Below are 14,353 nucleotides of genomic sequence, written 5' to 3'. Positions count from 1 at the left end.
GGTGCTCGACGCCACCCTCGCCCTGCTCAGCGAGGCCGGGTACGCGCGGCTGACCGTCGAAGGCGTGGCCGCCGCCTCGGGCGTGCACAAGAGCACCCTCTACCGCTGGTGGCCGGACAAGGCGGCGCTGGCCGCGGACGCCCTGGCCTCCCGCATGGACACCGGCCCGCTCCCGGACACCGGCAGCACCCGCGACGACCTGACCACCTGGCTGCGCGGCACCATCGCCAACTACACCGCCACCCCGGCCGGTGCGACGATGCCCGCCCTGATCGCCGACCTGGCCGGCCGCCCGGGCGCGCTGGAGGCCTTCCGCGCGGCCTTCCTCACCGAACGCCGCGCCAACTGCGCCGCCGTCCTCCGGCGCGGCATCGCCCGCGGCGACCTGCCGGCCGACACCGACGTCGAACTCTTCATGGACGCCCTGGCCGGCGCGGTCTTCTACCGCCAACTGGTCACCGGCCTCCCCGTCGACGACCGCCTCCCCGACCGCCTGGTCCGCATCCTCGGCCTCTGACAGCAAGCACCGAGCACCAAGCACCGCGCGCCCAGTACCGCGTACCGCGCGCCCGGCCCGTCTCACCGGGGCGCCGCCGGCGCGTCGACCAGCGCCGCCAGCTCCCGGATCAGGGTGTCGGTGCGCTGGAAGGTCAGGCCGGCCAGGGCGACGTGCCGCCAGCGGACGGTGCCCTCGGCGTCGAGCAGGAAGACGGAGCGGCGCAGGCCGATGCCCGGGGCGGTGATGCCGTAGGCCCGTGCGACCGCCTCGCCGGCGTCGGAGAGCAGCGGCAGGCCCAACCCGCGCTTGCGGGCGAAGCGTTCGTGGCTGTCCAGGTCCTGGCCGCTGATGCCCCAGACGGCGGCGCCGAGTTCGGCGAAGCGGTCCAGGTCGGTGTTGTAGGAGCAGAGTTGGCGGGTGCAGACCAGCGTGTCGTCGCCGGGGTAGAAGGCGAGGACGAGCGGGCTGCCCTTGGCGTCGGCGAGGCGGTACTCGCGGCGCTCCGCGGTGTCCCCGTCGAGTCGGAGGCCGGGGAGGGTGAACTCAGGGGCGGACGTACCGGGTTCCGGCGGCTTGGCCATGCGGGTGTTCTCCTTCGACGGGGGTGCCGGGCAGCGTGAGCGGCCCGGTCTGGTTCGGTGGGTAGAACTGCCGGGACCAGCGGCGGAACGGGCCGATCGGGCCGTCGCCGGCGGCCAGCCGGGGGCGGGAAAGATACTGCTTGGTGGACCAGATCGGGAAGTCCGCGGCCGTGAACTCGCAGCTGAACCGGAACATCGGCCCGGCCAGCAGCCGGGACAGCGTCCGGCTCGCGGTGCGGGCCAGCGCGGGCGGGAGCCGGGACGGTTCGGTCACCCGGAACCGGCTGGCCTGCCGGAACTGCATCCGGCCGGGCGCGGTCATGGTGGCCATCACCAGGGAGCACATCTCCAGCCCGAGGGCTGGCGTGTGGACGTCGGTGTGCAGGCAGCTCAGGCCGTACCCGTCGACCTCGACCTCGACCTGACGGCGGCCCAGCAGCGGGAACTGCTCCTGCACCCGCATCGAGACGTGGAAGGTCACCCCGTCGAAGCTGACGGGGGCGGCGAGTTCGCCGCGCGACCAGCCGTGCAGGGTGCGGAAGTGCCCGACGTCGACGGCGTTCTCCATGACGTCCTGGGCGTAGCCGGCCATCTCCCAGGTGGCGTGCCGGGACGGCAGGTCGCCGAGGACGTGCCAGGCGGGGATCTCCCAGTCGGGTTCGCGGCCGTCGTGGTGGCGCCAGACGAAGACGGCGTCGTTGACCTCGCGGACCGGAAGGTGCGTCAGGGCGGCCTTGGGCGGCGGGGTTCCGTAGCCGGTGCGCACGCAGCGGCCGTCGGGGCCGAAGGCGAAGCGGTGGAAGGGGCAGACCAGGTCGTTGCCGGCCACCTCGGCGAGGCCGAGGTGGGCGCCGAGGTGCGGGCAGTAGGGGCGGGTGGCGCGGATCCGGCCGTCGCGCTGCCGGTACAGCACGACGTCCTCGCCGGCCAGTTGGCGGGTCAGCACGGTGCCGGGCTTGAGTTCGGCGGTGAAGGCGAGCGCGGCCCAGCCGTCCGGGCAGGGCAGGGCGGGCGGCAGCGCGGCGTCGCCCGGGGTGGGGCCCTGGTTGATGACCTGTCCGAACTTCCGGGACGGTCGCATGGGTTCTCCTGTTCGGATGTCCGGCGGACAGGGGTTCAGAGTTCGACGACGACCTTGCCGCGGTTGCGGGTGCGGTCGGCGCTGTACAGGCTCTGGTAGGCGGCGGGGATGGCGTCGAAGCCCTGGTGGACGGTCTGCCGGTAGGAGATCTCCCCGGCCCGGACCAGGCCGCCGACCTCGGCGCGCAGCGCGGCCCAGTTGGCCTCGGTGAACCACTCGGGCGCGAAGATGCCGCGGATGGTGGTGCGCGGGAACAGGATGTACGGCAGCAGGCGGGGCCCGGTGTGCTCGTTGCCGACCTGGGCGGCCCACTGCCAGCAGACCGCGACCTGGCTGTGCACGTTCAGCATGGTGAACGCCGCGTCGGTGACGGCGCCGCCGAGGTTGTCGAGGTAGCGGTCGATGCCGTCGGGCGCGGCCTTGCGCAGCAGCTCCCCGATCCGCTCGGGGTCGTCGCCGTGCCGGTAGACGACCGGGTGGATGCCGAGGCCTTCGAGGTAGTCGGCCTTCTCCTCGGAGCTGGTGGTGCCGACGACGTGCGCGCCGGCCCGGACGGCGAGTTGGCCGAACAGCGAGCCGACGGCCCCGCTCGCGGCGCTGACCAGCACGGTGTGGCCGGGGCGCAGCGTCATGAACTTGGTCAGGGTGCCCCAGGCGGTCATGCCGGGGCTGCCGAGGATGCCGAGCGCGGTGCTGATCGGCAGGGTGTCGTCGTAGTCGGCGGGGTCGAGGCGGCGGTACTCGGGGAAGACCATCGGGAAGGTCCCGGTCTGCCAGAGCCGGGCGTCGCCGGTGCCCACCAGGTGGGTGCACCAGCCGCCGTAGCCCTCGACCAGGTCGCCGACGGCGAACCGGGCGCGCGGTCCGGCGGCGAGCACCTCCATGACGGCGTCGCCGCCCATCAGGTCGCCGATCGGGGTGTCGAGGGTGATGCCCTGGAGGTAGGGGTCGAGCGAGAGGTGGCGGGTGCGGAAGAGCATCTCGTCGTCCCGGAGGTCGACGTGGACGTCCTCGACGACCTTGCGGTACATCCGGTGGGCGTCGGGAACGCCGTCGAGGTGTTCCTGGACGACCCACTTGGCGATCTGCACGGTGTGTTCTCTCCTCAGTGTCCGAGCGGGACGACGGGGGCGGCGGGGGCGGCGGAAACGGCGGGCGCGGCGGGGGCAGCGGGCCGACGGGGACGACGAGGTGGGTGGGCGGCGGTGCGGTGCGGTCGATCTCGGCGCGGAACGGCTTGCCGTCGTCGCGGCAGACGAACTGCATGACGTGGCGTCCGGCGGCGGCGGCGCGGATCAGGCCGCCGGTGGTGGCCCAGACACCGGAGAGGTAGAAGTTCCGCAGGCCGGGCAGCGCGGGGCCGTTGCGCTTGATCTCCTGTTCCAGCGTCTCGCCGCTCTCCACGAACGGCTGCCAGCCGAGCACGCTGCCGTCGTAGTTGCCGGTGTAGCGGACCTGGGTGAGCGGGGTGGAGACGTCCCGGACGGCGACGGCGTCCTTCAGGCCGGGGTAGCGCTGGTCGAGGAACTCCACGACGGTGTCCCGGACTTGGCGCTTGGCGGTCTGGTAGGCGCGGCCGCGGCCGGTGGGCAGGGTGTGCAGTTCCTCGCCGCGGCGCAGCCGGCTCTGCTGTTCCGGGCCGGTGCTGAGGGCCCGCCAGGGGGCGATGTCGCAGAAGTAGCTGGCGTAGACGACGGTCGAGTCGGCGGGCGAGAGTTCGGGGTAGTGCCGGCTGCGGAACTGGACGTTGATGCTGGGGTGGCGGATGCCGGTGAGCCGGGCGGCGCGTTCCTCGTCGAGCAGGTAGGTGGTGCACGGTTCGCCCTCGGGGAAGGGCCGGCGCATGCCGAGGAAGACGGTGACGTAGCCGGGGAAGACCATGCCGGGCCGTTCGATGGTGCGGGTGTACAGCTCGCGGTAGGTGTCGCCGAGGTAGCGGCCCTTGAGGAGGTCCAGCAGGGTGGTGCGGCCGTCGGCGGCGGAGACCACGATGTCGGCGCGGAGTTCGCGTCCGTCGCTGAGCCGGACGCCGACCGCGCGGTCCTCCTCGACGAGCACCTCGGTGACCTTGGCGTTGTAGCGGACCTCGCCGCCGAGCCGCCGGTAGCGTTCCTCGATCGAGCGGGCCAGTCCGAGCGAGCCGCCCTCGGGGACGCCGGCCGACAGGTCGGCGTGGCAGGCCAGTTGGAAGTAGAACGGCAGCACGGGGAAGGCGGGGTGGCGCTCGTACAGGATGTAGTTGAAGGCCTCGCGCAGCAGCGGGTGCCGGAAGCGGGCCGAGTAGTCGGTCATCAGGGTGCCGATGGAGCGCCGGACGACGTTGAAGTAGGGCAGGAAGCCGGCCAGCATCCGCCAGCGCTCCACCGTGCCCATCAGGCCGACCGGCTTGAGGAAGGGGTAACTCGGCAGGCAGGCGCGGAACTTGCGCAGGCCGGCGCAGAACTCCCGGATCGGGCGGGCGTCCTCGGGCGAGATGGCCAGCAGGTGGGCTTCGAGCCGGTCGGGGTCGGAGTAGAAGTACACCTCGCCGTGGGCGCTCCGGACGATGTTGAACACGTCGAAGTGGCGCACCTGCTTGCCCTGGAGCGCGCCGAGCTCCAGCCAGATCTGGTGCATCTCGTTGCCCGGGCCGCTGCCCAGCAGCCAGCTGATGCAGCAGTCGAAGGTGAAGTCGCCGCGGTCCCAGCCGGTGCAGCAGCCGCCGGGGATCTCGTGCATCTCCAGGACGGTGCTGCGGTAGCCGTTCATCTGGGCGTAGCAGGCGGTGGAGAGTCCGCCGAGGCCCGCCCCGATGACGATCATGGTTTCTCTGCCGGTCGTGCGGCCGGGTGTGGTCATGCGGTGGCGCTCCAGCGGGCGAGTTGGGGCAGGTGGCCGAGTCGGCCGGGGTGCCAGGGTTCCTGGTCGTCGCTCTCCCAGGCGCGGAACTCCAGGCCCAGTTCCTCGCACAGGTACTGGACGGCGAAGCGTCCGCTGGACGCGGCGCGGATCAGGCCGCCGAGGCTGGCCCAGTGGCCGGCCATCGAGAAGCCGGCCAGGCCGGGCAGCCGCATCCGGTCCCGGTTGATCAGTTTGGTCACCACGTCGTCGGCGCCGGAGAAGGCCTTCCAGGCGAGGATGCTGCCCTGGCTGTTGCCGGTGTAGCGCTCCATGGTGGCCGGGGTGGCGACCTCGATCAGGTCGATGCGTTCGCGCAGGCCGGGGTAGCGCTGTTCCAGGAAGCCCCGGACGACGTCGGCGGCGCGCTGCTTGTGGGCGCGGTACTCGCGGCGGTCCCGGCCGCGCAGGGTCTTCCAGTAGGCGTGGTCGCTGAAGTAGGTGCAGTGGACGACCGACTTGCCGGGCGGTGCGAAGCCGTCCGAGTACTGGGAGCGCTGCTGCACCACCAGGCTGCGCTGGAGGGAGCCGGGCAGTTCGGCGGCCTGCTCGGCGGGGAGCAGGTAGGTGGTGCAGTGCGGGTCGGCGGTGTCGCGGCCGGCGTCGAGTTCGCCGTCGATGCCGAGGAAGACGGAGACGACGGCGGGGAACAGGGTGCCGGGTTCGTGGATGAGGTCCTGGTAGAGCCGGTCGATCCGGGGTCCGGTGTACCGGCCCTCCAGCAGCCGGTAGACGGTGGTGCGGCCGTCGCAGGCGGAGACGACGTGGTCGGCGTAGTGCCGTTCGCCGTTCTTGAGTTCGACGCCGATGGCGCGCCCGTCCTCGACCAGGATGCGTTCGACCCGGGCGCGGTAGCTGATCTCGCCGCCGAGCGAGGTGTAGCGGTGTTCGACGGAGCGTGCCAGGCCGAGTGAACCGCCCTGCGGGAAGCCGGCGTTCAGGTTGCGGGCGGCGGCCATGCTGAACAGGTAGGGCAGCAGCGGGAATCCGTCCGGGTCCTGGAACAGGATGTTGCGGAACGCCTGGCGCAGCAGCGGGTCCTGGAAGCGGTCGGCGAAGGCGTTGAGCGGGGTCGCGGCCGTCCGCCACAGCAGCCGGAAGGAGGGCAGCAGCGCACACAGGGCGACGAGCCGTTCCCGGGGGCTCTGCAGGGCGGGCGGTTTGAGGAAGGGGTGCAGGTCGAGCGCGGCGAAGCGGCGCAGGTCCCGGCAGAAGGAGCGGATCAGGGGGCGTCGGCGGGTGAGATCTCCAGGAGTTGGCGTTCCAGCCGGTCGGGGTCGTTGTAGAAGGTGACCGAGCGGCCGTGTTCGTCGACGACCCGGTTGAACAGGTCGAAGTTGGTGATGGTCTTGCCGTCGAGGGCGCCGAGTTCCCGCCAGACGCGGTTGGCGTCGTTGCCGGGGGCGGTGCCGATCAGCCAGTCGATGCAGTAGTCGAACAGGTAGCCCTTGCGGGACCAGGCGGTGCAGCAGCCGCCGGGCAGCACGTGCTTCTCGAAGATCCGGCTCCGCATGCCGCTCATCTGGGCGTAGCAGCCGGTGGCCATGCCGCCGATGCCGGCGCCGATGACGATGACGTTGGGTGCGTCGGCCCGGGTGGCCGGTCGTCGCTCAGCCCGCGGCACCGGCCGCTCCTTCCGTGCGGGTTCCGGTGAGGATGCCGCGGGTCAGTTCGGCGTTGCGGGCGGCGAAGTCCTGGTCGAGCATCTCGGCGTGGCTGCCGAAGCCGCGGAACACGGTGGTCCGGGCGCTGGAACTGCCGTGCCAGGTGCCCTGGTTGCCGGCCGCGTAGAACGGGACCTTCTGCTCGTCGGAGATGACGCTGATCAGGCCGCGCACCGATCCGAGGTTGGGGGTGCGGCTGCAGAAGTCGAGGTACTCGCGGGCCTGGCTGAGGGTCTCCTCGGCGACGGCGTCGGAGCCGGTGTGCCGGTGCAGGTGTTCGCGCAGCTCCTTCTCGAACGCGTCGAGGTGTTCGGGCCGGAGCTCGAAGGCGTCGGTGATCCGGTAGGAGTCGACGATGAGCACGTGCGGCACCTCGTGGCCGCGGCGTTCGAGTTCCTTGGCCACTTCGAAGGCGAGGTTGCCGCCCAGCGAGTAGCCGAGCAGGGTGTAGGGGCCCTGTTCGCGGAAGCTCTCGATCAGGTCGGCGTAGCGGGCGACCTTGTCGGCGCCGGTCAGGAAGTTGAACGCGAGGAACTGGTACTCGGGCAGGTGCGCGGCGAGTTGGCGGTACACCAGGCCGTGGCCGCCGGCGGGCGGGAAGCAGAACACCGTGCCGTCGCCGCCGTCGCCGGGGTTGAAGCACAGGTACGGGCGGGCGCCGGCGATCCGGCCGGTGATGATGTGCTCCAGGGTCCGGGCCATGCCGCGCAGCGTGGTGGACTCGAACAGCAGGCTGACCGGGATGCTGAGGTTGAACTCGGCCTGCAAGTGGTGGATCAGCTCGATGAGTTTGATCGAGCTGCCGCCGGCCTCGAAGAAGTCGTGCTGCAGGCCGACGAGTTCGAGGCCCAGCAGGGACTTCCAGTGCTCGGCCATCCGCACTTCGAAGAGGGTGGTGGGCGGTTCGGGTTCGCCGTCGCCGGGGTCGAACCGGGGCTCGGGGAGGGCAGCCGTGTCGACCTTGCCGTTGGGGGTGAGCGGCAGCGCGGGCAGCGCGGTGAGGTGGGAGGGCGTCATGAAGGCGGGCAGCCGGTCGGCGAGGCTGCGGCGCAGCTCGCGCGGCAACGGGTCGGCGCCGGGCTCGGGGACGTAGTAGGCGCACAGCACGCCGCCGCCGTCGTCGACCTGACGGACCGTCACGGCGCACTGGCCGACGCCGGGCAGTGCGGCGAGCTGGGTCTCGATCTCGCCGAGTTCGATGCGGTGGCCGCGCACCTTGACCTGGTTGTCGGCCCGGCCGAGCAGCCGGACGGTGCCGTCGGCGTCCCAGTGCGCCAGGTCGCCGGTGCGGTAGAGGCGGACCGTGCGGCCGCCCAGGGCGCGGGTGGTGAAGCGCTGGGCGGTCTGCTCGGGATCGCCCACGTAGCCGTCGGCGACGCCGGCGCCGCCGACCCAGAGTTCGCCGGCCACGCCGGGCGGCACGGGTTCGCCGTGCTCGTCCAGCACGTACAGCGCGCTGTTGGGGAAGGGGCGTCCGATCGGGACCATCCGGCCGGGTTCGGCTCCGTCGGCCGGGCCTTCGAACCAGGCGCTGTCGATGGTGGCCTCGGTGAGGCCGTAGGAGTTGACCAGCCGGGTGTCCGGGCCGCACAGGGCGTGCAGGCGCTGGTGCTCCTCGGCCTTCCAGGCGTCCGAGCCGACGATCAGCAGGCGCATGAAGTCCAGCCGGTGGCCGTCGCGTTCGCAGTGCGCGAGCAGGGCGCGGGCCACGGCGGGGACGAACTCGGCGCAGTCGACGCGTTCCTCGACCATGGTCCGATGCAGCCGGGCGGTGTCGAACAGCAGGTCGCGGTCGACCAGCACCAGGGTGCCGCCCGAGCAGAGCGCCCGCACCAGGTCGCCGGTGAACACGTCGAACGACTGGGCGGCCATCTGCAGGTGGACCCGGACGTCCTGGTCGAGCCGGTACGCGGCGCGCCAGCCGGCGTACACCGAGGCGAGGTTGCGGTGGCTGACCCGCACGGCCTTGGGGCGGCCGGTGCTGCCGGAGGTGTAGATGACGTACGCGGGCGCGTCGAGGGCGACGGCGGGCCCGTCCGGGTCGGCGCTGTCGGGCCCGGTCTCCAGCTGGCCGACGGTGAGCGACTGCGGTGCGAGTCCGGCGAGTTCGGGCCGGTCGCGGTCGGTGAGCAGCAGCACGGCGTCGGCGTTGGCAGTCATGTAGGCGAGCCGGTCGACGGGGTAGCCGGGGTCGAGCGGCAGGTAGGCGCCGCCGGCCCGGAGCACGGCCAGCAGGGTGACCACCAGTTCGGGCGTCTTGTCCAGGCAGAGTGCCACCACCGCCCCGTCGCGGACGCCGAGTTCGCGCAGCCGGCGGGCGGCGCGGCGGCTGCGGCGGTCGAGTTCGGCGTAGTCGAGGTGCCGGGCGGCGGCGCCGGGGCGGCGGGGAGCGTGACGGCGACGGCCTCGGGGCGTTCGGCGGCGATCCGGGCGATCAGCTCGTGCACGGGGGTGTCGGCGGGTTCGGTGCGGTCGGCGCCGCTCCACCGGTCGAGGAGCTGTTCCTGTTCGGCGGCGGCGAGCATCGGCAGCCGGTCGGCGGGCCGGTCCGCGGGGCGCTGGTGAGGGCGTCCAGCAGGTTGCGGTAGTGGCCGGCCATCCGCTGCATGGTCGCGGGCTCGAACAGGTCGGTGTTGTACTTGAAGACGCAGTGGTAGCAGTTGTCGGAGCGGTCCTGGTAGGCGGACAGCGTGATGTCGAACTGCCCTTCCTCCTCCGGGAGTTCGATGTAGTCGAGGTGGTAGCCGTACTTGTCGGTGGCGACCTTGTGGGTGAGCAGGATGAACATCGCCTGGAACACCGCGGAGCGGCTCGGGTCGCGCTGCAGCCCGAGCTGCTCGACCAGGACGACGAACGGGTACTCCTGGTTGTCCAGGCCGCCGAGCACCGTCTCCCGGACCCGGGCCAGCAGCCCGGCGACGGACGGCCGGTCGGCGAGCCCGACGTGCAGCGGCAGCGGGTTGACGAAGTATCCGTAGACCGAGCCGAACTCCTCGCGGGTGCGGCCGGTGACGGGGCTGCCCACGATGATGTCGTCCTGCCCGGAGTACCGGTGCAGCAGCAGGTAGTAGGCGCTGAGCAGCACCATGTACACGGTGACGTCGTGCTCGCGGGCCAACTCCTGGACGCGGCCGCTGAGTTCCTCGTCGAGCTTGAAGAACTCGGAGGCGCCGTTGTGGGTCTGCACGGACGGCCGCGGCTTGTCGGTGGGCAGGCCGAGGACGGGCGCCTCGGCGGGCAGGTGGGTGCGCCAGTACTCCAGCATGCGCGGCGCGTCCGGCCCGGCGAGCAGCCGGTTCTGCCAGTTGAGGAAGTCCAGGTAGCGGGCGGGCACCGGGGGCAGTTCGACGGTGCGGCCGCTGCGGGCGGCCTCGTAGAGGGTGAACAGCTCGTCGATGAAGGTGAAGGTGGAGATCGCGTCGGAGACGATGTGGTGCACCGCCTTCATGATCACCCAGCGGTCGGGACCGCGCTTGAACAGCCGCAGCCGCACCAGCGGATCCCGTTCCAGGTCGTACGGCTTGCGGTACTCCTGGACGATCGTCCGGTGGATGTCGTCCCAGTCGCGGTCCTGGACGTCGAACAGGCCGGTGTCCGGGCGGGCCTCGGCGGAGATCAGCTGGACGGCCTGGCCGTCCTCCAGCACGAAGTTGGCGCGCAGGCACGGGTGCCGCTCCAGCAGCACCCGGAAGGCGTCGAACATCAGCTCCGGGTCGAGTTCGGTGCGGACCTCGACCGCGCCGCCGATGTTGTAGGCGAAGGCGTCCGGGTTGAGCTGCTTGAGGAACCACAGCGCCTTCTGGTTCTGCGTCAGCGGGTAGCGCCGCTCGTCGGTGTGCAGCTCCACCTCCGCCTCCGGCCCGGGACCGTCGGCGGCCGCGGACTCCAGCAGGCCGGCGTGCACCCGCTCGATCAGCTCGCCGACCCGGTCGCCGCTCAGCAGGGTCACCACCGGCAGCGAGACGCCCATCTCGGCGTGGATCCGGGCGCGCAGCTCCATCGCCAGCAGCGAGTCCAGGCCGAGCCCGTTCAGCCCGGCGGCCGGGTCGATCCGCTCCGGGTTGGCCCGGAGCACGCCCGCGACCAGCTCGGTGAACCGCTCGGCCACCAACTGCCGCCGGGCGTCCGGGTCGGCGGCCCGGAACGCGGCCGGGAAGCCGCCGGCCGGCGCGGCCTGGACGGTCTCGGCGGCGGCCGCCAGCTCGGCCACCAGCGCGGGCGGCGTGGCGTACCAGGCCTGGAACACCGGCCAGTCGACGACGGTGGCGACCAGCAGCTGCGCCCGGTCCTGCCCGATGACCCGCTCCAGCACGGCCATGCCCGCGGCCGGCGGCAGCGAGCTCATGCCGCGCGCCTCCCGGTAGTGGCCGACCAGGCCGAGCTCCTCGATCATGCCGGTCGCCCACGGCCCCCAGTCGATGCTGAGCGCGGGCAGGCCGCGGGCCCGGCGGTGGTGGGCCAGCGCGTCCAGGAAGGCGTTGCCCGCCGCGTAGTTGGCCTGTCCGGCGGTGGTCAGCACCGAGGCGATGGAGGCGAACAGCACGAAGTGGTCCAGCGGTTCCCCGCGCAGCTGCCGGTGCAGGTTGCGGGCGCCGACCACCTTGGGCTCGTACGCGGCGTCGAACAGCTCCCGGTCGAGTTCCGGGACGAGCGCGTCCCTGACCTGCCCGGCGAGGTGGAACACGCCGCGCACGGGTGGGAGTTGGCGGCGCCGGTGGTCGGCCAGCCAGTCCGCCAGGGCGGTCTCGTCGGTGACGTCCAGCGGCACCGGGACGGCCTGCGCGCCGAGCTCCTCCAGCTCCCGCAGGAACGCCACCCGCCGGCCGGCCGGGGTGTCCGGGTCGGTGTCGGCCCACTGCTCGCGCGGGGGCAGTGCGGTGCGCCCGGCAAGGATCAGCCGGCGGGCGCCGCGTTTGACCAGCGTCCGGCAGAGCAGCCGGCCGAGGGCGCCGAACGCGCCGGTCACCAGGTAGCTGCCGTCGGCGCGCAGGCGCAGCGGCAGCGGCCGGGTGAGGCCGGCCGGCCGGGCGAGGCGGCAGGTGGCGCGCCGCGGGCCGCGCAGCGCGATCTCCTCCGCGTCCTCGACGGCCAGCTCGCGCAGCAGCGCGGCGGCTTCGGCGGAGTGGTCGGCGGGGTGCTCGGCGGTGCCGGCCAGGTCGATCAACTTGCCGCGGTGGCCGACGAGTTCCTGCTGCCACAGGACCCGTCCGACGCCCCAGGCGGGCGCGCCGAGCGGCTCGACCGGGTCGCCGTCCTCGACGGCCTGGGCGCCCCGGGTGACGATGTGCAGCCGCCCGTTCGGCCGGGCGCTCGGCAGCACCTGGGCGAGGGCGACGAGGGAGTAGCCGCCGAGGGTGCCGCAGTCCGTGAGCTGCTCGCGGCCGGCCGTGTCGATGGACGGCAGGTCGAGGTTCCACAGGTGCAGGACGGTGTCGTAGCCCTCGTCGAGGTCGGCGAACAGCCGGCGCAGGTCGTCCGCGGAGCCGGGCCGGACGGTGGAGCCGTCGGGGCCGTGCCGGTAGGCGGCGCCCGGGCGCACCAGGTGGCAGTGGCCGCCGCGTTCGCGCTGCCGGGCGGCGAGTTGCTCGGCGAGCCCGTGCGCGTCGGCGAGGACCAGCAGCCGGTCCGGGGGCGGCGCGTCGCCGGTGTCGGCGGGCAGGTCGGTCCAGACGGGTTCGGCCAGCCAGCCGTCGATGGCGGCCGGGCCGACGGAGGCGGCGGCGCGCTCGACGCCGGCCGCGCGAAAACCGGTGATCCCGCCGAGCGGCGTGCCGTCCTCGGCGTGCAGGGCGAGGTCGCCGGTCAGTTCGTCCTCGTCCTCCCGGGTGATCGTGGCGTGCACCCAGAACGGCCGGTCGCCGACCGGGTCGAGGCTCACCTCGCGCAGCGACAGCGGGAGCCGGATGCCGCCGTCCGGGCCGTCCCGGTCGAGCAGACGGGGCGTCAGCAGGGTCTGGAAGCAGGCGTCGAGCAGGGTCGGGTGGACGTGGCTCCGCCCGGCGTCGGCGGGGCGCGGCTCGGGGTGGGCGATCCGCGCCAGCGCCTCGCCCGGGCCGATCCACACCTCCTCGATCCGCTGGAACGCCGGCCCGTACTGGTAGCCGAGTTCGCCGAGCCGCCGGTAGCACTCGTCCCGTCCAGCCGCCGGGTGCGGGCCCGGACCGCCGCGAAGTCGGGTGCGGCGGCGGGCCGTCGGCGCTGCTCGGTGCGGACGGTGCCGGTGGCGTGGACGGTGCGCTCCTCGCCCGCGGCGGAGGCGATCGAGAAGGTCACGCCGTCGGAGTCGAAGCCCAGCTGGACGGTCGGGGGCCGGTCCTCGGAGAGGAACAGCGCCTTGGGCAGTTCGATGTCGGCGAGCACCGTCCGGGTGCCGCCGGTCAGCACCCGCACGGCCTGGGCGGCCATCTCCAGGTAGCCGGCGGCGGGGAACACCGTGGTGTCCTCGATCCGGTGGTCGGTCAGGTAGGGCAGCCGTTCGACGTCGAGCTGGACCTCCCAGGCGGGCCGGACGCTCGCGGTGCGGCGGCCCAGCAGCGGGTGGTCGAGCCGTCCGAGCCGGACCTGCTCGACCGGCGCGGGCTCCACCCAGTACCGGTCCCGCTTCCACGGGTAGCCGGGCAGCGGGACGGGCCGGCCCTCGGGCTGCAGCGCCTCCCAGTCCAACTCGACGCCGAGGTTGTGCAGTTCGGCCAGCGAGCGGGCGAACCGCTCGGGCTCGTCCTCCTGCCGGCGGATCGACGGCAGGGTGACGCCGGTCGCCTCCCGCTCGTCGAGGCACTCGCGGATCGCGTGGCCGAGGACGGGGTGCGGGCCGAGCTCCAGGAACACCTGGTGGCCGTCCTCGACCAGCAGGTCCACCGCGGAGCGGAACCGCACCGGCTCGCGGACGTTCTGCCACCAATAGGCGGCGTCCAGCTCGGTGCCGTGCGCACGGCCCTCCCGGGCCGTCAGGTACAGCGGAACCTCGGCCGGACGCGGCTTCAGGTCGGCGAGCGCGTCCAGCAGTTCGTCCCGGATCGGGTCCATCCGCACGCTGTGGTACGGCACCTGCACCGGCAGGAAACGGGCGAAGAGCTGCTCCCGCTCCAGTTCGGCGGCGAGCTGCCGCAGCGCCTCCTTGTCGCCGGAGAGGGTGACCGAGGAGGGGCTGTTGACGGCGGCGACCGACACCCGGTCCCGGCAGGACCGGATCCGGCGGACGGCGTCCGCCTCGGTCAGGCCGACGGCGAGCATCGCACCGGTGCCGGCCAGCCGGTGCTGGAGCCGGCTGCGGTGCAGCATCACCGCGATCGCGTCGGGGAGTTCGTGCACCCCGGCCTCGTGGAAGGCGGCGGCCTCGCCGGTGGAGTGCCCGACCACGGCGTCCGGGCGGACGCCGTAGCTGCGCCAGAGCGCGGCCAGGCCGACCTGCACGGCGAAGTTGGCGGGCTGGGCGAGCCAGGTCTCGGCCATCCGCGACTCGGCCTCCGGGCGGGCCAGTTCCTCCAGCAGCGACCAGCCGGCCTGCCGGCGGATCTCGGCGTCGCAGCGCTCGACGGCCTCCCGGTACACCGGCTCCGCCTCGAACAGGCCCCGGCCCATGCCCCACCACTGCGGGCCCATGCCGGTGAACACCCACACCAGGCGGCGCTGCGCGCGGTCGACCTGACGG

General features: G+C 73.1%; 4 protein-coding genes and 3 pseudogenes. 1 reads left to right on the top strand and 6 read right to left on the bottom strand.

The features are described from left to right. Position 1: 1 nt before the first annotated feature. Positions 2-517, top strand: a complete 516-nt coding sequence (locus tag KCH_RS34745; RefSeq protein ID WP_051653775.1) for a TetR/AcrR family transcriptional regulator — start codon at positions 2-4, stop codon at positions 515-517. 62 nt (positions 518-579) lie between these two features. Here KCH_RS34745 and KCH_RS34740 read toward each other — a convergent pair whose 3' ends face one another. From KCH_RS34740 to KCH_RS40545, 6 genes and pseudogenes are all read right to left on the bottom strand, one after another. Then, positions 580-1,080 (bottom strand): peroxiredoxin, encoded by a 501-nt coding sequence (locus tag KCH_RS34740; RefSeq protein ID WP_035869943.1) that lies wholly within the window; start codon positions 1,078-1,080, stop codon positions 580-582. Then, positions 1,043-2,161 carry a Rieske 2Fe-2S domain-containing protein gene (locus KCH_RS34735; RefSeq protein WP_051653774.1) on the bottom strand — a complete coding sequence of 373 codons (1,119 nt, stop codon included), beginning with the start codon at positions 2,159-2,161 and terminating at the stop codon, positions 1,043-1,045. Before KCH_RS34735 ends, KCH_RS34740 begins: the two co-directional genes overlap by 38 nt. Positions 2,162-2,196: 35 nt before the next feature. Further along, a complete protein-coding gene (locus KCH_RS34730) occupies positions 2,197-3,252 on the bottom strand; it encodes an MDR family NADP-dependent oxidoreductase (protein WP_035869941.1) in 1,056 nt (351 codons plus the stop codon). A 70-nt stretch (positions 3,253-3,322) separates the two neighbouring features. Continuing rightward, positions 3,323-4,963: pseudogene (locus KCH_RS40550) on the bottom strand (phytoene desaturase family protein); the annotation flags it as partial. 32 nt (positions 4,964-4,995) lie between these two features. Beyond that, positions 4,996-6,662: pseudogene (locus KCH_RS34720) on the bottom strand (phytoene desaturase family protein). After that, positions 6,649-14,353, bottom strand: a pseudogene (locus tag KCH_RS40545) (amino acid adenylation domain-containing protein); the annotation flags it as partial. The pseudogenes KCH_RS40545 and KCH_RS34720, both read right to left, overlap by 14 nt.

The organism is Kitasatospora cheerisanensis KCTC 2395, assembly GCF_000696185.1.
Taxonomy (GTDB): Bacteria; Actinomycetota; Actinomycetes; order Streptomycetales; family Streptomycetaceae; genus Kitasatospora; species Kitasatospora cheerisanensis.
The sequence above is the reverse complement of the archived record's forward strand: the minus strand, read 5'-3'. Positions and strand labels throughout refer to the sequence as shown.